The organism is Acinetobacter sp. TWP2-2-3 (assembly GCF_049896445.1).
GTDB lineage: Bacteria > Pseudomonadota > Gammaproteobacteria > Pseudomonadales > Moraxellaceae > Acinetobacter.
In genome coordinates this window covers 1-19,997 of sequence record NZ_JAFCUI010000010.1, presented here as the reverse complement: position 1 = coordinate 19,997, position 19,997 = coordinate 1, and the positions used below count along the sequence as shown (strand labels likewise).

General features: G+C 44.0%; 19 protein-coding genes. 10 read left to right on the top strand and 9 right to left on the bottom strand.

Going from position 1 to position 19,997, the window contains the following annotated elements; all coding sequences use genetic code 11:
* Positions 1-26: 26 nt before the first annotated feature.
* The 10 genes from ACP7AK_RS12540 to ACP7AK_RS12495 are packed head-to-tail and all read left to right on the top strand — an operon-like array spanning position 27 to position 10,905.
* The gene (locus ACP7AK_RS12540) at positions 27-782 is read left to right on the top strand and encodes a glycosyltransferase family 2 protein (RefSeq protein ID WP_425880017.1); all 756 of its coding nucleotides are present in this window, start codon (positions 27-29) and stop codon (positions 780-782) included.
* Between the two features lie 3 nt (positions 783-785).
* The gene (locus ACP7AK_RS12535) at positions 786-1,724 is read left to right on the top strand and encodes an NAD-dependent epimerase/dehydratase family protein (protein WP_425880016.1); all 939 of its coding nucleotides are present in this window, start codon (positions 786-788) and stop codon (positions 1,722-1,724) included.
* A 7-nt stretch (positions 1,725-1,731) separates the two neighbouring features.
* Complete coding sequence (locus ACP7AK_RS12530) at positions 1,732-2,745, top strand: MraY family glycosyltransferase (protein WP_425880015.1); 1,014 nt, start codon at positions 1,732-1,734, stop codon at positions 2,743-2,745.
* The gene (locus ACP7AK_RS12525; protein WP_425880014.1) at positions 2,738-3,268 is read left to right on the top strand and encodes an acetyltransferase; all 531 of its coding nucleotides are present in this window, start codon (positions 2,738-2,740) and stop codon (positions 3,266-3,268) included. Before ACP7AK_RS12530 ends, ACP7AK_RS12525 begins: the two co-directional genes overlap by 8 nt.
* A 42-nt stretch (positions 3,269-3,310) precedes the next feature.
* Entirely contained in the window at positions 3,311-5,185 is a 1,875-nt protein-coding gene (locus ACP7AK_RS12520; protein ID WP_425880013.1) for a polysaccharide biosynthesis protein, read from the top strand.
* A 12-nt stretch (positions 5,186-5,197) separates the two neighbouring features.
* Positions 5,198-6,073 carry a UTP--glucose-1-phosphate uridylyltransferase GalU gene (gene galU, locus ACP7AK_RS12515; protein ID WP_425880012.1) on the top strand — a complete coding sequence of 292 codons (876 nt, stop codon included), beginning with the start codon at positions 5,198-5,200 and terminating at the stop codon, positions 6,071-6,073.
* Positions 6,074-6,088: 15 nt separating this feature from the next.
* Positions 6,089-7,345, top strand: coding sequence for a nucleotide sugar dehydrogenase (locus ACP7AK_RS12510; protein WP_425880011.1), 1,257 nt, complete (start codon positions 6,089-6,091; stop codon positions 7,343-7,345).
* Positions 7,345-9,012, top strand: coding sequence for a glucose-6-phosphate isomerase (pgi, locus tag ACP7AK_RS12505; protein WP_425880010.1), 1,668 nt, complete (start codon positions 7,345-7,347; stop codon positions 9,010-9,012). Before ACP7AK_RS12510 ends, pgi begins: the two co-directional genes overlap by 1 nt.
* Entirely contained in the window at positions 9,005-10,024 is a 1,020-nt protein-coding gene (galE, locus tag ACP7AK_RS12500) for a UDP-glucose 4-epimerase GalE (protein WP_005108342.1), read from the top strand. The genes pgi and galE overlap by 8 nt, the downstream gene beginning before the upstream one ends.
* Before the next feature lie 2 nt (positions 10,025-10,026).
* On the top strand, positions 10,027-10,905 hold the full coding sequence (locus tag ACP7AK_RS12495; protein WP_425880009.1) for a beta-1,6-N-acetylglucosaminyltransferase: 879 nt from the start codon (positions 10,027-10,029) through the stop codon (positions 10,903-10,905).
* A gap of 81 nt (positions 10,906-10,986) precedes the next feature.
* On the opposite strand, the gene ACP7AK_RS12490 is transcribed toward ACP7AK_RS12495, so the two are convergent.
* The 9 genes from ACP7AK_RS12490 to ACP7AK_RS12450 all read right to left on the bottom strand — a co-directional run.
* Positions 10,987-12,363, bottom strand: coding sequence for a phosphomannomutase/phosphoglucomutase (locus ACP7AK_RS12490; RefSeq protein ID WP_005108344.1), 1,377 nt, complete (start codon positions 12,361-12,363; stop codon positions 10,987-10,989).
* 58 nt (positions 12,364-12,421) lie between these two features.
* Entirely contained in the window at positions 12,422-14,260 is a 1,839-nt protein-coding gene (gene glmS / locus ACP7AK_RS12485) for a glutamine--fructose-6-phosphate transaminase (isomerizing) (RefSeq protein WP_313565195.1), read from the bottom strand.
* Between the two features lie 11 nt (positions 14,261-14,271).
* Positions 14,272-15,636, bottom strand: a complete 1,365-nt coding sequence (gene glmU, locus ACP7AK_RS12480) for a bifunctional UDP-N-acetylglucosamine diphosphorylase/glucosamine-1-phosphate N-acetyltransferase GlmU (RefSeq protein WP_425880008.1) — start codon at positions 15,634-15,636, stop codon at positions 14,272-14,274.
* Between the two features lie 20 nt (positions 15,637-15,656).
* Complete coding sequence (locus ACP7AK_RS12475; RefSeq protein WP_085064581.1) at positions 15,657-16,178, bottom strand: phosphatidylglycerophosphatase A family protein; 522 nt, start codon at positions 16,176-16,178, stop codon at positions 15,657-15,659.
* On the bottom strand, positions 16,156-17,073 hold the full coding sequence (thiL, locus tag ACP7AK_RS12470) for a thiamine-phosphate kinase (RefSeq protein WP_425880007.1): 918 nt from the start codon (positions 17,071-17,073) through the stop codon (positions 16,156-16,158). The genes ACP7AK_RS12475 and thiL overlap by 23 nt, the downstream gene beginning before the upstream one ends.
* 17 nt (positions 17,074-17,090) lie before the next feature.
* Positions 17,091-17,540 carry a transcription antitermination factor NusB gene (gene nusB, locus ACP7AK_RS12465; RefSeq protein WP_004280924.1) on the bottom strand — a complete coding sequence of 150 codons (450 nt, stop codon included), beginning with the start codon at positions 17,538-17,540 and terminating at the stop codon, positions 17,091-17,093.
* A 4-nt stretch (positions 17,541-17,544) separates the two neighbouring features.
* Positions 17,545-18,015 (bottom strand): 6,7-dimethyl-8-ribityllumazine synthase, encoded by a 471-nt coding sequence (ribH, locus tag ACP7AK_RS12460; RefSeq protein ID WP_004280926.1) that lies wholly within the window; start codon positions 18,013-18,015, stop codon positions 17,545-17,547.
* A gap of 18 nt (positions 18,016-18,033) precedes the next feature.
* Entirely contained in the window at positions 18,034-19,149 is a 1,116-nt protein-coding gene (ribBA, locus tag ACP7AK_RS12455; protein WP_180075476.1) for a bifunctional 3,4-dihydroxy-2-butanone-4-phosphate synthase/GTP cyclohydrolase II, read from the bottom strand.
* 404 nt (positions 19,150-19,553) lie between these two features.
* On the bottom strand, positions 19,554-19,997 hold a 444-nt coding region (locus ACP7AK_RS12450), incomplete at its 5' end, for an aldehyde dehydrogenase family protein (RefSeq protein ID WP_425880006.1).

The following is a 19,997-nucleotide window of genomic DNA, read 5'->3' as shown; positions in this document are numbered from 1 at the left end:
AGACTATTGAGTGCTTTGAGGTGGTAATGAGTTTTTTAGTTAGTATAATCATGCCTGCATATAATGCGGAAAAGTTAATATCCGATTCGATAAATAGTGTTTTATCGCAGACATATAAGAATTTTGAGCTAATAGTAATTGATGATTGCTCACAAGATCAAACATCACAAGTTGTAGAAAATTTTATTTTAAAAGATAAGAGAGTAAAACTTATTAAAAATATTAAGAATAAAGGTGTTGCTGAAACTAGAAATACTGGTTTAGATCAGGCTAAAGGTGATTATGTCGCTTTTTTAGACTCTGATGATAAGTGGGATAATAATAAGTTAGAAAAACAATTAGCAGTTTTGAAAGAAAGAAATGATGTTGATGTTGTATATGGCTCTTACTATAGATTTAATAATGATGGAATTAAAAATATAGTAAAGGTTCCTAACTTACTAGATAAAAAAGAGTTATTAAAAGGTAATCCAATAGGTAATCTAACTGCTATCTATAATTTTAAAAAATATTCGCAAATCCGGCAAAAAAACATTGGTCATGAAGATTATTTATTTTGGCTAGAAATTTTTAACTCTAGCCCAGATGTAAAAGGCATAGGTATTCAGGAACCTATAGCCTATTATAGAGTAGCAGAAGATGCTAAGAATTTGTCCGGAAATAAGTTGAAAGCAGCGAGCTGGACATGGACTATTTATCGAAAGCACTTAAAACTAAATTTAATAAGTTCTCTATTTTATTTTTCCTATTATATGATTAAAGCTATTTTAAAGAGAGTCTAAGGCGTGAGAGTTCTAATAACAGGTGCAACAGGCTTTGTAGGTTCAGCTCTAACTGAACGGGTGAATAGTTTGTATGACACTATGGTTTTAGTTCGTACTCAAAGTAATGTTCTGCCTTCCACGATTCAACAACTTGTTGCCAGCAATATTTTTGAAGCAGATTTTCCAGAAAATGTAGACGTTATTATTCACTTAGCAGGTCGTGCTCATATTCTAAATGAACAAACGACAGATCCATTAGCTGAATTTTGTAAAGTCAATGTAGAAGGGACATTACAACTTGCCCGTCAGGCTTTGGACAAAAAAGTAAAACGCTTCATATTTATGAGTTCTATAGGTGTGAATGGTTCAGTGACATCACAGCAACCGTTTACAGAAGATGCTCTGCCACAACCCCATGCAGATTATGCGGTTTCCAAACTAGAAGCAGAGGAAGCATTAAAAAAATTATTTGCTGGTACAGACATTGAATTAGTGATTATTCGCCCACCCTTAGTGTACGCAGCTCACGCGCCAGGTAACTTTGCTCGTTTACTCAAATTAGTCGCAACCAATTTACCTTTACCTTTTACACGTACACGAAACAAACGTAGCTTTGTCGCACTTGAGAACTTGGTCGATTTTATTCAGGTTTGTATTGAGCATCCCAACGCTGCCAACCAAACATTTTTAGTGGCAGATCAAAGTCGCATTTCCACACGTGAACTGGTTCAATACTTAAAACAGGGTATGGGAAAAACCCCATATTTTATTTATATTCCACAACCTCTTATGAAACTAGGGGCGGCATGTGTAGGGAAATCCAAACTCTATGAACAACTGTTTGAATCACTTGAAGTAGATGCTTCCAAGGCTCAAAAACTACTGGGCTGGACAGCTCCGTTAAGTACCCAGCAAGCCATGTTAAAAGCAGGCCAAGATTATCTAAAAATGAAAGAGTAATTCACGTATGTCAATTTTTGCACAGAGCATTGTATTTTTTATACTGACATTACTATTTACAGGCTACATGCGGCATTATGCCCTAAAGAAAAATATCATAGACAACCCCAATGAGCGCAGCTCCCACAGTGTACCCACGCCACGCGGTGGTGGTGTAGCTGTGGTGTGTAGCTATTTATTGGTGTTGGCTGTGCTGATCTATAGCCAGCAACTGACAGTCCATATAGGCTTAACCCTTATGGGGGCAGGTTTTGTTATCGCACTGCTTGGTTTCTTAGATGATCATGGGCATATCAACTCCATGTTGCGTCTAGCCATCCATTTTCTAGTGGCTATAAGTGCGGTGACCAGTTTAGGTGGTTTTGCTGAAGTCACTGCTTTTAATGGTCTGCAACTCGGCTTTGTAGCCAATATCATTGCTGTGTTATTTTTGGTGTGGTTACTCAATCTGTATAATTTTATGGATGGCATTAATGGTATTGCCAGTGTTGAAGCCATTACCGCCACAGTGAGTATGGCAATTTTGTACTATCTGCTAAATGCATCGCTGAATTCAGATCTACTTTGGTTATTAGCTGCCTGCGTATTTGGCTTCCTATTATGGAACTTTCCCAAAGCCAAAATTTTTATGGGCGATGCCTGTAGTGGGTTTTTAGGGCTAACATTAGGGATTTTGGCATTAATTGCCCTCAAAGAAAACTTAGCATTGTTTTGTGCATGGATTATTTGTCTAGGTGTATTTGTGGTCGATGCGACTTATACCCTGATTAAACGCGTGCTCAGTGGCTATAAAATGTATGATGCGCATCGCAGCCATAGCTATCAAATTTTATCGCGTAAATGGGGCAGCCATACGCCAGTGACTTTGGCTGTAGCAGCGATTAACCTTCTCTGGCTATTTCCAATTGCATATATGACCGTAATGCAACAATGGGCCTATCCTGAATTCGCAGTGTTGATTGCTTATTTACCTTTAATATTGATTGCTATTAAATTAAGAGCGGGAACACCTGATGCCTGAGAAAAAATTACTGATTCTCGGGGCAGGCGGTTTTGGTCAATCAATTGCTGAAGTTGCTGAACTGCTAGGTAAATGGAAGAGTATTTCATTTGTTGATGATCGATGGCCTGAGCAACAACAGGTTGGTCGCTATACAATTATTGCAAATATTCAATCTTTAGAAGCAATCAATTTGCATAGTTTTGAAGCCATTATAGCAGTTGGAAATAACCAAATACGACAAAAATGGCAACAATTATTGCTTGATTTATCTATACCCATTACGACTATTATACATCCACAAACTGTCATTGCTCCTAGTGTAACAATAGGGCAGGGGGTAAGTATTATGGCTGGGTGTGTTATTGGAACGAATACGATTATCCAAGATGGTGCTATTTTAAATATGGGTACATTATTGGACCATGATGTGGTGGTTGAACAATTTGTACACTTAAGTATTGGGGTGAAAGTTGCAAGTAATAATGTTATCCCTACATTTTCTTTCTTGGAAGTGGGAAGTATCATAGAACATAAGTCTTAATAACAACTTCTTTAAATTAAGATATGACGTGCTGAAAAATATATGAAATCTCTTGTAATTCCTCTGGTTGAATCTCCACGTTCAGCAAAACTCGCGTTTTTAGTCATTTTAGACTTTTGTATTTTCCCTGTTCTAATCTGGCTTTGTTATGCCATTCGACAGTTTGATCTCGGTACAGAAGTTGTACCCAATATTCCCTTTGGGCCAGTTTGGGTCAGTGGTATTGCAGTCTTTGCGCTGTTTATCTGTGGTGTATACCGTTTTATTGTTCGTACCTTTAATGAATTTTTTATTGCCAAATTAGGTCTGGCAACCATATTAAGCGTGATTGGTTTGTACTTGTTGGCTTATAGTACGCATGCGTTTATTCCGACCTCAATCCCTTTAATGTTTGGCTTTATGATGTTCGCTTGGGTTTGGTTCAGCCGGGGTATTATTCGTTTTGTCGTTCAATCTTATTTGAAGTCAGGTGTACCGAAAAAACGGATTGCTATTTATGGAGCAGGTCATGCTGGTCAGCAGGTAGCAGCTACTTTAAACCGTTCTAATGAACATCTACCGATTATATTTATTGATGATGATCCTTCTTTAAGTGGCCAAAATATTGGTGGTATCCAAGTTTTTTTACCACATACTGCTTTGAAATGTTTTACAAAATTCAAAATTGATGAAATTTTAATTGCACTCCCGTCAGTAGGGCGAATACGTAAAAGTGAAATTATTAAGTTTTTAGAGCCGGCTCATTTAAAAATTACCGAGATTCCGGGTCTGACTAAACTGGTCAATGGTGAAATTCGAATTTCTGATATTCAGGAAGTAGATATTATTGATTTACTGGGGCGTGATCCTGTACCGCCAGTTCCAGTGCTTTTGGCTAAAAATATTAAAAATAAAGTAGTCATGGTCACAGGTGCGGGTGGCTCGATTGGTTCAGAACTGTGTCGCCAAATTATTAAAAATCAGCCGGCCAAACTGGTTATTTATGAACTGACTGAATTCGCACTGTATAGCATTGAAAAAGAGTTACGCCTTAGCGCTAGCTGTGAAATCATTCCGATTCTTGGCTCTGTACTGGATGAGCGTAAGTTAGAACGGGTAATTGAACAGTACGGCGTGCAAACCGTTTATCATGCGGCTGCTTATAAGCATGTGCCATTGGTCGAGTGTAATCCATTGGCTGGCCTGAAAAATAATGCAGTCGGTACAGCATTCAGTGTCAATGCCGCAGTTAAAAAGGGTGTAGAAACTTTTGTCCTGATTTCAACCGATAAGGCGGTGCGCCCGACCAATGTCATGGGCGCGACCAAACGGATGGCAGAGCTGTATTGTCAGGCTATGGCGGAAGCGCAAGACCAGACCCAGATCAGTATTGTGCGCTTTGGTAATGTCCTCGGTTCTTCGGGCTCGGTCGTGCCGCTGTTTAAACAGCAGATTGCCAAAGGTGGCCCGATTACCGTGACCGATCCGGAAGTGACCCGGTTCTTTATGACCATTCCGGAAGCTTCGCAACTGGTGATTCAGGCTGGCGCTTTGGGAACCGGTGGAGACGTATTCCTGCTGGACATGGGCGAGCCGGTACGGATTCAGGATCTGGCACGACAAATGATTTCTCTCAGCGGACTCAAAGTCAGAGATGATAAAAACCCGAATGGCGATATTGAAATTCAATATACTGGGCTACGTCCAGGCGAAAAACTTTATGAAGAACTGCTGATTGACGAAGAAAATACAGAAATTACTTCACATAAGCGTATTCTACGATCTGTAGAGAAACATTATCCATTGGCAGAAATTCTGGCAGTATTTAACCGTATGCATGCACTTAGCGCGACTCAGACTGATATTGAATGGGCACTGGCACAACTAGAATATTATGTGGATGGTTATATACGCGGTAACGAAATTAAAGTGAACTAGGTTTTTATAGATATGATTAAAAAAGCGATTCTCCCTGTGGCGGGTCTAGGTACGCGTTTTTTACCTGCCAGTAAATCCATTCCGAAAGAAATGGTTACTGTTGTGGATCGCCCTGCAATTGAATATGTGGTGCGTGAAGCCGTTGCTGCCGGAATTGAGCAGATTATTCTGGTGACCCATTCTTCCAAGGCTTCGATTGAAAATTATTTTGACCGTAACTTTGAGCTTGAAACCACCCTTGAGCAAAAAAACAAAATCGACCTGCTGAAAGAAATTACGGAGATTCTGCCTGCAGGCGTGAGTGTGATTAGTGTACGCCAGCCGCAGCCTTTGGGTCTGGGTCATGCGGTACTGTGTGCCAAAGCCATGATTGGTGATGATGATTTTGCAGTGCTGTTACCGGATGTGCTGGTGAAAGATCAGGATCCGGAAAATGACCTGTCACGCATGATTCAGCGCTATGTACAATCTCAAGCTTCACAAATCATGGTTGAAGCAGTGCCTGAACATCTGGTCGACCAGTATGGCATTGTTGATGTTGCTGCATCACCTGAGGAAGGTGAAAGTATAGTCATGCAAGGGATCGTTGAGAAACCGGCAGTCGGGACGGCACCATCGAATCTGTCTGTGGTGGGGCGTTATATTCTGCCGGCAAAAATCATGCAGCTTTTAGAACAGACCCCACGCGGGGCAGGCAATGAAATCCAGCTGACCGATGCCATCGCCATGCTGCAGCAAACCGAAGCCGTAGAAGCCTATCGCATGAAAGGTCAGACCTTTGACTGTGGCAGCAAGTTAGGTTATCTAAAAGCTGTTTTACATTATGGCGTCGATCATCCTAAACTCGGTGCCGAGTTTAAAGCATTAATTCAGGAACTGGCATTATAATAATCAAGGAATATTATGAAAGTCGCAGTATTGGGAAAAACCTTATTTTCCGGAGTCATTTCAGCTCTTTTATCTGAATGTGGTCATCAGGTGGTCTGGTGTAACAGCTTCAATGCAGATGAGTCGGCCCGGCCCTATTTCCAGGATGAATCTCTACAACAATTACTGCAAAAACAGGAAAAATCTGGTTTTTTAAACTGTTGCGATTTTCAGCATCTGGATTTTAATCAGGATGTGTTTTTCTTTAGTTTTAATGCGACTGAAGAACAGCAAGCGTTTCAGATGCTGGACACCATCCGGCATGCCTGTTTTGCCCATCCCAAGCTGATGATTAATGCCTCGACCTTTGGCTTGCATGGCACGCAGCGCTTTCAGCAGTTGCTGCCGAATGATGACTGGATTTATCTGCCAGATATTATTCAGGAAGGGAATGCACTGCGTAGCTTTACTCAGGCCACCCAGTTGATTGTGGGCTGTGATCATGCAGATATCCAGCCTAAAATCAAAGAATTATTACGTCCATTATTTCCACGCGCGCAGCAGTATCTATTTATGCCGGTTCTGGATGCCGAATTTACCAAGTTGAGTATTTCCGGCATGCTCGCCACCCGGATCAGTTATATGAATGATCTGGCCAGTGTGGCAGAAAAGCTTGGCATTGATATTGAACAGGTACGGCAAGGCATGGCTGCGGATAACCGGATTGGTTCTGCCTATCTGTTCCCCGGCGTTGGTTTTGGTGGAGAGAATTTCTCCCATGATATCCGGACGCTTACTCACGCCGTGGCAGATTCAGGGGTAAAAAACCAGTTGCTGGAACAGGTCTGGGACATTAACGAACAGCAAAAAGAATTACTGTTTCGTAAACTCTGGAACTATTTCCGTGGAGACTTAAAGGGTAAAGTTATTGCGATCTGGGGTGCAGCCTTTAAGGAAAACACGCCGAGTATCCAGCAGTCTCCGGTACATGCCATGCTGACCGCTTTGTGGGCACAAGGCGTGACGGTCAAGCTGCATGATCCTCAGGCAATCACAAATATTGAAAAGGTTTATGGGCCACGGGAAGACCTGATCCTGTGTAAAGACCAGTATCAGGCTGTGGAAGGGGCGTATGCCTTGTGTCTGATGACGGCATGGAAACAGTACGGCAGTCCGGATTATCCATATCTGATCAAGCTAATGCAGCATCCCCTGATTCTGGATGGGCGTAATCTGTATGATCCGACGTATGTCAAGACACGCGGTTTTAATTATATTGGGGTGGGACGTTAATGTTGAGCCATTTTAATCCAAATCTCGACACTGAAACTGTGTGTCAGAAACTCGCCTCGAACAAAGAACAACTTCAGTCTGAGCATCTGCGGGAACTGTTTGCTGCTGACCCGGAGCGCTTTAATCGATATTCCATTCAGTTTGAACAACTGCTATTTGACTATAGCAAACACAGAATCAATCAAAATGTGATACAAGGCCTGATCGAATGGGCCGATGCACAGAACCTCAGATCCTGGATTGGCTCCCTGTTTTCCAGTCAAAAAATCAACTATACCGAGCAGCGTGCTGCCATGCACTGGGCACTGCGCCTGCCCAAACAGGATCAACAGCATGCTGATCTGGCAGCTGATGTGCATGCCCAGCTGGAGCGTATGTATGCGCTGGTGGAACAGATTCATGCCGGACAGCGTCGCGGTGCCACCGGGGAAGTCATTCAGGATGTGGTCAATATCGGGGTGGGCGGATCAGACCTCGGTCCCTTGATGGTCACGCATGCTTTATCTGATTTTAAATACCAGTCTGCCCAGCCACTCAACGTACATTTTGTTTCGACTATGGATGGCAGTCAGTTGTCTGAGCTGTTGCATCAGCTGCGTCCGGAAACGACACTGTTTATTATTTCCTCCAAATCCTTCGGCACCATTGATACCCTGACCAATGCTCAGACGGTACGCTTGTGGCTGGAAAAGGCCTTAGGTCAACATCCTTATATTCTCAAGCATCATTTTATTGGAGTATCGACCAAACCGGAAAAAATGACGGCGTGGGGTATCGTACCGGAAAACCAGTTATTGCTTTGGGACTGGGTCGGCGGGCGTTATTCACTCTGGTCCTGTATCGGACTGCCAATTGCCCTGAGTATCGGGATTGAAGGCTTCAAGCAGCTGCTGGCTGGTGCTTATGCAATTGATCAGCATTTCCAGTACCAGCCTTTTGAGCGCAATATTCCGGTATTGATGGGGCTTTTGGGAGCATGGAATACCAATTTTCTGGATATTCAGACCCATGCAATTCTGCCTTATGATGGTCGGCTGAAATATTTTGCCTCCTATCTGCAACAGCTGGAAATGGAATCCAACGGCAAATCAATTCAACGTAATGGCGAGAAAGTCCAGCTAGATACCTGCCCGATTATCTGGGGTGAGGTCGGGCCGAATGCCCAGCATGCCTTCTATCAGTTATTGCATCAGGGTACGCAGTCAGTCAGCTGTGATTTTATTGCACCGGTAGAACGTTATAACAGCCAGCAATATACCTATGCAGACAGCGCTGAAGCATTAGTCGAACAACATCATCTGGCCTTATCCAACTGTCTGGCGCAATCGCGCTTACTGGCTTTTGGCAATGAAGCACTGGATCAAACTGAATTGGCGAGCTTACCGGCTTATAAACAGTATGAAGGTAATCAGCCGAGCAGTACCCTGTTATTGCAGGAACTCAATCCATACAGTTTGGGCATGCTTATTGCACTGTATGAGCACAAGGTATTTGTCCAGTCCGTGCTGTGGAATATCAATCCGTTTGACCAGTGGGGCGTAGAAAAAGGCAAGGAAATTGCCAACCAGCTATTGCCAATACTGAATGGTGAACAAACCGATCTGGATGGTTTGGACGGTTCTACCCAAGGCCTCATTAAAATTTTATTAGGAAAGTCAAATGGCTAAAATTTTGGTCACAGGTGGGGCAGGCTATATTGGTTCACATACCTGTGTAGAATTGTTGAATGCCAGACATGAGGTAATTGTACTTGATAATCTGTGCAATAGCTCCTCCGAGTCCTTAAGCCGAGTAGAAAAGCTGACCAAAAAAAGCCTGACCTTTGTGGAAGGCGATATCCGGGATAGCCAGTTACTCGATCAGGTCTTTCAGCAAAATTCGATTGATGCGGTAATTCATTTTGCCGGTCTTAAAGCAGTCGGTGAAAGCCAGCAGATTCCATTGGCTTATTTTGATAATAATATTGCCGGTTCAATTAGTCTGGTTCAGGCGATGCAGCGCGCACAGGTGTATAAACTGGTCTTTAGCTCTTCCGCCACTGTGTATGGTGAAGATAATCCTTCTCCATATCAGGAAGATATGCCCTTAAGTATGCCGAATAATAATTATGGCTATACCAAGTTGGTTGTTGAGCAGATGTTAGAAAAAGTAGCAATTGCAGATGAACGTTGGTCCATTGCCTTGCTACGTTATTTTAATCCGGTCGGCGCGCATAAAAGTGGACAGATTGGTGAAGATCCATTGGGTATTCCCAACAATCTGATGCCTTTTGTGACTCAAGTTGCGGTAGGTCTGCGTGAAAAGCTGTCTATTTTTGGCCATGATTACGACACGGCCGACGGCACCTGTGAGCGTGACTTTATTCATGTAGTGGATTTAGCGAAAGCACATGTTTTAGCAATTCAGAATCGTTTAAAGCATCAAGGCTGCCGGGCCTGGAATATTGGTACGGGCCAACCGATATCGGTATTAACCCTGAAAGATACCTTTGAGAAAGTGAATCAGATCCAGATTCCGTTTGAGTTCGCTGCACGACGTGATGGTGATTTGGCAAGTTTCTATGCAGACAATGCGCGTGCAGTAAAAGAGTTGGGCTGGACACCCGAATATGGCTTGGAGGATATGCTCGCCGATAGCTGGAAATGGCAAAAGCAGAACCCCAAAGGATATGGATCATAGATATGAATTTTATTTATGGGGTTATTTGTCATCAACTTACCCATTCATTGGTTTTTCTGGTGAATGAGCTGCTGAAAAGTCCTCATAGTATTATTCTTATTCATGTCGATCAAAAAGCCGACCTTGCCCCATTTCATACTCAATTCGGACAGCTTGATCAGGTATATTTTTTAGCAGACCGGACAGATGTACGATGGGGCAGCTATAGCCAAATTGAAGTCATGTTAAAACTCCTGCAGGAAGCACAAAAATATGATTACGGCTATTTTTTCTTCCTGTCCGGAGATGACATTCCTTTATGTTTCAATACCGCAAGAGAATTATTTCTAGAAAAAGAATATCAAAAACAGACCGAGTTTGTGGGTCATGATGATTTACCAGATGATGTGGAACAACGGGTGAATGTCCTGTATTTACCGATTATGTATCAGAAAGCTAAATCACCATTATTTCAGTTCCTGAACAGATGGGCATTATGGTATTGCCGGCACTTCCGTAAACAGGATATTTCTCATTTACCTAAACTATATAAAGGTTCAAACTGGATTACTCTCACCGATCAGGCGGTGACATTTATTCTGGATTATCTGGAAGCGAATCCGGATTATGCAAAAACCTTTAAATCTTCACTCTGTGCAGATGAAATCTTTTTCCATACCATTATTTATAATTCCCATTTTCAGCAACGCATCTATCATGTCCAGCATAGGATAGAGGATTGTGAAACAGGGCTAAGATATATTGACTGGGATTCCGGGCCGGATTATCCAAGAACTTTAGATGTGTCTGATTTTGATAAAATGAAGAAGTCAGGCATGCTGTTTGCGCGAAAAATGAATACAAATATCACAGTGGATATACTCGAAAAACATTTTTCATAAAAGCTTCAGGCCGGAAAAGTACCCTAAAAACTGGAGTCTTTTCTCTGGTTTAAGGGCATTGTTTTCAGGCTTTTTGAGGACTTAAGCATTGCCCTGGATCAGCTGGGTCAGCTCATCGACATAGTCCTGCATCGGTCGTGGATGATGATCACGGCGGCTTTCAATATTCAAACGCAATAATGGTTCAGTATTGGAGGCGCGCACATTAAAACGCCAGCTACCAAAATTCAGGCTGACGCCGTCGGTCTGGTCAATTTCTGGTTTTTGATCGGCATAATGATCGAAAAGTTTTTGGATGGTTGCCTGGGTATCGGCCACTTTAAAATTAATTTCACCTGAACATGGGAACTTGGCGATCATTTCTTCCACAAGAGAAGATAAGGATTTTCCTGTTTCAGACAGTACCGCCATAGCCAGTAACCATGGAATCATGCCGCTGTCACAGTAAGCAAAATCACGGAAATAGTGATGGGCACTCATTTCCCCGCCATAAGCCGCATTATGTTCACGCATGACATCTTTAATGAAGGCATGCCCTGATTTTGATTGGACGGTAATCCCCTGATACTGCTCTACCACATCCAGCGTATTCCAGACCAGACGCGGGTCATGGACAATTTTTTCGCCAGACTGCTTCAGCAGGAATGCCTGCGCCAGAAGGCCAACAATATAATAACCTTCAATGAACTGCCCTTTTTCATCGAACAGGAAGCAGCGGTCAAAGTCGCCATCCCAGGCAATGCCCATATCCGCACCATGCTGAATGACTGCATCACGGGTGCTATCACGGTTTTCAACCAGAATTGGATTCGGGATGCCATTCGGGAAGTTACCATCGGCCTCATTGTGAATTTTGACAAATTCAACCGGAATCTGGAGTTGTTGAAACTTCTGTTCAAGCGCATCAACCACATGTCCTGCGGCACCATTACCAGCATTCATCACCAGTTTCATCGGGCGGATTTTTGCCGGATCGATATAGGTCATCAGGTGGTCGATAAATTCTGGCAGGATATTATATTTTTCCGTATGACCTTTTTGGCTAACTTCAATGAATTGCCCTGATTCGGCCAAGGCCTGAATTTCTTTTAAGCCTGTATCTGCACTGATCGGACGGGCATTTTCACGCACCAGTTTCATCCCATTATAGTCCATTGGATTATGGCTGGCAGTAACTTCAATACCACCCTGAACATCCAGGTGGAAAGCTGCGAAATAAACTTCTTCGGTCCCGGTCATGCCAAGATCCAGCACATTGACCCCGGCATCATTCAAGCCGCGAATGGTGGCCTGTTTTAGCTCTTCACTGCTGAGTCGTATATCACAACCAATGGCTACTGTTTTAGGTTGATAAATTTGTCCATAAGCCCGGCCAATTTTGTAGGCGATATCTTCATTGAGTTCTGTACCCAGTTTGCCACGAATATCATAGGCTTTGAAGCAAGTCAGTTTTGTCATTTAGAGGCTCTCCATTCAGAAGAAAAAGGCCGGTTCCCCAGCCTTGATTCAATTTTAATTATTCTACGGTAACCGATTTTGCCAGGTTGCGTGGCTGATCCACATCCGTACCACGTAGCACTGCCACATGATAAGACAATAACTGCACCGGGATGCTATACACAATCGGTGCCAGCACTGCATTGACTGCCGGAATATGTACCACATGCTGGCGTTCTTTGGCTTTAATGCCGCTGTTTTCATCAGCAAACACAAATAGCTCGCCACCACGCGCCTGAACTTCTTCCATATTGGATTTGAGCTTATCCAGCATGTCATCCTGTGGTGCCAGAATCACTACCGGCATGTCATTGTCAACCAGTGCCAATGGCCCGTGTTTCAGTTCGCCTGCAGCATAACCTTCAGCATGAATATAGGAAATTTCTTTCAGCTTGAGTGCGCCTTCCAGTGCGATCGGGAAATGCGTACCACGGCCCAAGAACAGGCAGTGCTGCTTTTCAACAAACAGTTCAGAAAGGCGTAGAAGCTCATCATCATGACGCAAGGTATCCAGCATGACTTTAGGCATATGCCAAAGTCCTGTGGTAATTTCCGTCATTTTTTCTGTAGAAATAGTATTTTTTACAGAACCGATTTTCAGTACCAACAGCATCAAGGCTGCAAGCTGGGTGGTAAAGGCTTTGGTGGAAGCCACGCCAATTTCAGGACCAGCTAAAGTCAGCAGGCTGTAATCTGTTTCACGTACCATCGAAGAGGTTGCCACGTTACAGATCGTCATCGTGCTAATGTCGAGGCCTTTGGCAGTTGCACGTTTCTGTGTATCACGTAAGGCAGCCAAGGTATCGGCAGTTTCACCGGACTGGGAAATACATACATATAGCGTGTTGTTCACAATCACCGGAGTGCGATAACGGAACTCGCTGGCAATCTCGACCTGGCAAGGCAGGTCAATCAGCTGTTCAAACCAGTATTTGGCAATCATGCCGGCATGATAGCTGGTACCGCAGGCAATAATCTGGATTTGCTGGATTTTTGCAAAGTCTTGTTCCGCACTGGCAAGAAAATCTTCACGCAGGTCATTGCCATTTAAAGCTTGGGAAATGGTCTGTTTGATCGCTTCAGGCTGCTCATAAATTTCTTTGAGCATGTAGTGCTTGTATTCACCTTTAGAAGCATTGCTGACGGCAGCATCCAGTTCCTTGACCGGACGATCGACAAGTTGACCATCGACAAAGACTTCAATCGTGGTACGGGTCAAACGGGCAATATCGCCTTCTTCAAGATAAATAAAACGGTTGGTAATCGGGAGCAGAGCCAACTGGTCAGAACTGATAAAGTTTTCACCAATACCGACACCAATGACGAGCGGAGAACCTTCACGTACGGTAATCAGTTCATCAGGGTGGTCAGTATGTACGATACCCAGTGCATAGGCACCTTTCAGTTGTGGAACCACCTGGCGTACAGCTTCTAACAGGCTCGGGGTAGATTTCAGCGCATCATTGATCAGATGGGCAACCACTTCAGTATCAGTCTGTGAGGTAAACACATAGCCTAAAGCTTCAAGATCATCTTTCAGTTCCTGATAGTTTTCGATAATCCCGTTATGGACCACTGCTACATTTTCAGAAATATGCGGATGGGCATTTTCTTCAGTCGGTTTGCCATGGGTGGCCCAGCGTGTATGCGCAATGCCGAGTGAACCGCTAATCTGGGATTCATTCACAGCCTGTTCAAGGTTTGCAACCTTACCGACACGGCGTTCACGTAGGACTTGGCTGTTGTTAATGAGTGCCAAACCTGCTGAATCATAACCACGGTATTCCAGGCGTTTTAAGCCTTCAATCAAAATATTGGTAATGCTGCGTTCCGCAATGCCACCGACGATACCACACATATTTGTTCCCCTTATTTCTTGATTTTTTGCGGACGTGGATAGTTTTCTTTGGCAAATTGCTTAGAGCGCTCTACTGCCAAACTGTTGTCTTCCACATCACGGGTAATCGTCGAGCCTGCACCCACTGTAGCACCGTTACCAATTCTCACAGGTGCCACTAATGAACTGTTCGAGCCAATAAAGGCTTGATCACCAATAATTGTTTTAAATTTGTTGGCACCATCGTAATTACAGGTAATAGTCCCTGCACCGATGTTTGAGCCTGCACCAACTTCAGCATCACCCAGATAGGTAAAATGGTTGGCTTTAGAGCCTAGACCAATCGAGGTATTTTTAACTTCAACAAAGTTACCGATATGCACTTCATTGGCCAATTGTGCACCCGGACGGAGTCGTGCAAAAGGTCCAATCTGGGTATCTTCACCAACGATAGCATTGTCAAAAATGCTATATGGTTGAACCTTGGTGCCAGCTGCAATCTTGCTATTCTTAATGATACAGCCAGCGCCAATTTCAACGTTGTCGCCCAGCTCGCAATCACCTTCGATAATCACATTGATATCAATGCGGACATCCTGACCGACAGTTAAATTACCACGCAAGTCAAAGCGGCTTGGATCAATCAGATGTACACCTTGCTGCATTAGCTGTTTGGCTTGATAAGACTGGAACTGACGCTCTAAAGCAGCGAGCTGCACGCGGTCATTTACCCCTTCAACTTCAAAAGCCTGCTCAGGTTCTACCGATGCAACTTGTATACCATCTGCCAAAGCCATCGCGACAATATCAGTCAGGTAATATTCACCCTGCGCATTGTCATTGCTTAAATTTGGCAGCCATTGATGCAACTTGGCATTGCTGACGGCATAAATACCGGTATTGATTTCCTTGATCTGACGCTGTTCTTCGGAAGCATCCTTGTGCTCCACAATGGCCTGGATTTCACCATTTTCACGTACAATACGACCATAACCATTGGCATCTGGCAGGGTAAGCGTCACCAGACCAATACCGGTTTCTGCAGTGGCATCGAGTAATTTTTGCAAGGTCACAGGATTAATGCACGGTACATCGCCGGAAAGAATCAGCGAGACGCCGTCTTGTGGCAGGACAGGCAAGGTCATTTGTACGGCATGACCGGTACCCAGCTGTTCAGCCTGTTCGACCCATTTAATATCCTCTTGTGCAAATGCTGTCTGAACCCGATCACCGCCGTGACCATAAATCGTAATAATATTATCTGCGTTTAATTTTTTTGCCGTTTCAATGACATGACCCAGTAAAGGACGTCCTGCAAGGGGTTGTAATACTTTCGGTAAGCTAGAGCGCATGCGCGTTCCTTTACCTGCAGCAAGAATAATAACAGTCGTTGACATGTTCTAATCCTAAATATGGCTTATGCCACGATGAAGTAAAAATAAAGCAGAATACAAAGAGCAGCCCAAAGGCCGGCAATAATGTCATCCAGCATGATGCCGAAGCCACCGTCGACCTGTCGGTCAATCACACGGATCGGCCAAGGTTTCCAGATATCAAATAATCTGAATAGCGCAAAACCGATGAGCAACCATAACCAGTTCATCTGACCTAAGTAGATCAGGGGCAAAAATGTGATGGATTGTCCGGCAAATTCATCCCAGACGATGCGGCCATCATCATGTACACCCATGACTCTAGCAGTATGCCCGCAGATATATATGCCAACCAGGGACATGATGGCAATGGCAAAAACACTGTTTAGAAAACCAAGATGCAGCCAAATAGGAATAAATAAAAGTGCAAAGGCCGAACCAAAGGTACCGGGTGCTTTAGGTGCCAGACCAGAACCAAAACCAACCCCACTAAAGACAATCAGTCGGTCGATCCATGACATGGCTTTAAAATTAATCGCAGGTTTATGCAAAATGTTGATACCCATTAAATTGAAGTGAATGATCTACGCCATCTTTTTCAAAAGTTAAGCCGTGTTGCTGCTGAATTGTGCCGATCATACTAATCGAAACATCAAGTTGTTTTTGCAATAATTTTTCGTAATTTTGCGGGCTTATTGTAAAGCATAATTCGTAATCATCGCCACCAGCGAGGGCATATTGCCATTTTTGCTCATCGTTTAAAGCATGCAGGGTGGGACTGATCGGCAGGTTTTCAAGTTGCAGCTTGGCACCGACTTGAGAGGCTTTGAGAATATGTCCAAGATCTTGGGCCAAACCATCCGAGACGTCAATCATGCTATGCGCCAGACCTTTTAGGGCAGCACCGAGCTGACAACGTGGCGTTGGATAGTCCAGACGTTTTTGCAGTGGATGACCAAGATGCTGGAGTGCAAAAGCTGCATCACCGACAGTTCCACTGACACAGATCAGATCACCGGGTTTCGCACCTGAGCGTGGAATGGCTTGACCAATATCCACCCAGCCCAATGCTGTGATAGACAGGGTTAAATGAGGACTTTGAGTGGTATCACCACCGATTAAGCTCACACCAAATTGATCGCAACAATCATATAAACCCTGACTAAAAGCTTTTAGCCAGTCATGATCAATTTGGGGTAGGCTCAATGCGAGTAAAATACTGTGCGGGGTTGCGCCCATCGCGGCAATATCAGATAAATTGACAGCCACAGATTTCCAGCCAATCGCATGCGGATTGGTATTCATTGGAAAATGGCGTCCAGCAATCAGGGTGTCGGCACAGATGACCAGTTGTTGCTGAGGAGGAGGGGTGAGCAAGGCTGAATCGTCACCGACGCCCAGATCGACAGAATTGGCATTCTTGCGATTGAAATAGGTGTCGATAATCGAAAATTCAGCCATACAACGAATCTACGCTATTAGTTAGACTGCTGTTTTTCTGCTGCACGCAAAGTTGTCGCTAAACGATCCAATACACCATTGATGTATTTATGGCTATCGGCACCGCCAAAATGTTTAGCCAGCTCGATCGCTTCATCTAGAACCACGCGATATGGAATCTCAAGATGTTCTTTAAGTTCATATGCACCAAGACGAAGGGTCGCAAGTTCAACACCGTCAAGTGCAGAAAGTTCGCGATCGAGTACCGGGATTAAGAGCGCATCCAATGCTTCATGATTGGCAACCACTTGAGTCAACAATTCATGATAATAGCTCAGATCCACTTTGTGCATGGCATTTTCCACACGCGTACGTGCTTCAATCTCATGCACCGGATTGTGGCTCATTTGCCATTCATAAATTCCTTGTACAGCAAAGCGACGTGCTTTACGTTTTGCTGCATAAGTTGCTTGAAGTGTTTGCGACATAGCGTTAAATAGCCTTTAACAAGTTAACCATTTCAATCGCAGTCAGGGCAGCTTCGCTACCTTTATTGCCTGCTTTTGTTCCAGAGCGTTCAATCGCTTGTTCAATACTGTCCGTAGTGAGTACACCGTTAATGACAGGTAAGCCAGTGTCCAGGCCAACCACGCCTAAACCTTTGGCACATTCGCCTGCAACGAAATCGAAGTGAGGCGTGCTACCACGAATCACGGCGCCAAGCGCGATGATGGCATCGAAACGATCTGAAGCTGCCAGTTTTTTCGCAACTACAGGAAGTTCCCAGGCACCAGGTGCATGAACAACAGTGATATTATCCTCTGATACACCATGACGTTTCAATGTATCAATGGCACCTTCTAACAGATGTTCAACCACAAAGCTGTTAAAACGACCAACTAAAATCGCATAACGGTCTTCGTTCGCGAGATGTAACATACCTTCAATACGGCGAACTGCCATAACAACCTCGATAATTTCTTAAGATGTTTGTTGTGCGGTGATGTATTCCACCACTTCTAAGTTAAAGCCTGATAGTGCATTGAAGCGCAATGGAGAGCTGAGCAGCTTCATTTTTTCAACGCCTAGATCACGCAAAATTTGTGCACCGACACCAATGGTCTGATACTGCTGAGACAGTGCAGCATTTGATTTTACATTTTTTGGTGCATTTAAGGTATCTAATGCTGGACCCAAATCCTGTAAATGACGTTGCCCAATCCAGACCAGTACACCACGATCACTATTGGAAATTTCTTTTAATGCGCGGTCTAAGTTCCAGGCCGGTTCGCCGTCCTGTTTTTTCAGTTTGAGCAAATCACGGGTCGGATTAAAACCATGTACACGAACGGTGGTCACGCCTTGTTTAGGCTCGCCTTTGACCAGGGCCAAATGAATATCCGGGTTGCCCAGTTCACGATAACGATATAAATCAAATGTGCCGTATTCGGTGTCGAGTTTTTGATGATCGAGACGCTCAACCGTTTGCTCATTGGTCATGCGGTAATGAATCAGGTCGGCAATGGTGCCAATTTTCAAACCATGCTTTTCAGCAAAAACTTCAAGATCCGGACGGCGCGCCATCGTGCCATCTTCATTGATGATTTCACAAATCACCGAAGCCGGTTCCAGTCCTGCTAAACGAGAAAGATCACAACCTGCCTCGGTATGCCCGGCACGGTGCAATACGCCACCCGGCTGCGCCATCAGCGGGAAGATGTGTCCTGGCTGTACAATATCTGCCGGTTTGGCATGAGCAGCCACCGCAGTTTGAATCGTGTGCGCACGTTCAGCCGGTGAGATCCCGGTAGAAATACCTTTGGCTGCTTCAATTGACAGGGTAAAATTGGTTCCATGCTGGGCACCGTTTGCATCGACCATCAAAGGCAGATTCAACTGCTGGCAACGCTCTTTGCTTAAAGTCAGGCAGACCAGACCACGTGCATGGGTGATCATGAAGTTGATGTCTTCAGGACGTACGTGCGTGGCAGCAATCACTAAGTCGCCTTCATTTTCACGATCTTCATCATCCATCAGGATGACCATTTTTCCTGCACGGATATCTGCTACAAGCTCTTCAACAGTATTGAGCGGCATCAACCTTCACCTTCTTTTTTGATCTTGATCAGACCGAATCATGACATTATTGGGTACATAGTCTAACGCTTTTTAAGCAATTTTGCCTATGCTTATTAGTTTCCCTATAGTGGTTCAATGTTATACACAGTCTTGGGAATCATGAAAAGCCGACTTTAAATGAAAGCCAGGGCTTTATGCAGGTTTTTTGAACAGTTAAAATGCATAAAAAATGAAAAACTTAGGCGAAGTCCTTCTAAGTTAAAGTATTAATTTGTTTTTTATACAGTTTTATTCCTGTTTTTGTGATTTTCAGACTTTTATTTTGCTGGTCAACGATCAAGAGCAGAAAAATTTACCAGATATTAAAAAACTTGAATAAAACAAAAAAGCGAACCGCAGTTCGCTTTTGAGAAAATTCATACTTAGAAGAAACCAGCCGGTTTGGTCGAATAGCTGACTAGCAAGTTTTTAGTCTGCTGATAATGATCCAGCATCATTCTGTGATTCTCACGTCCAATGCCTGATTTTTTATAACCACCGAAAGCCGCATGTGCAGGATAAATATGATAACAGTTGGTCCAGACCCGACCCGCTTGAATCGCGCGTCCTGCACGGTAGGAGGTATGCGCTGAGCGTGACCAGACACCGGCACCTAAACCATAAATCGTATCATTGGCAATCTTGATCGCATCATCAAAGTCTTTAAAGGTGGTCACAGCCAGTACAGGCCCGAAGATTTCTTCCTGGAAGGTCTTCATGTCATTGGTGCCTTTAAAGATGGTCGGTTCAATATAGAAACCTTGACCGACTTCCTGACGTGCTTCACCACCGGTCAGGATCTGTGCACCTTCTTCACGGCCAGTGGC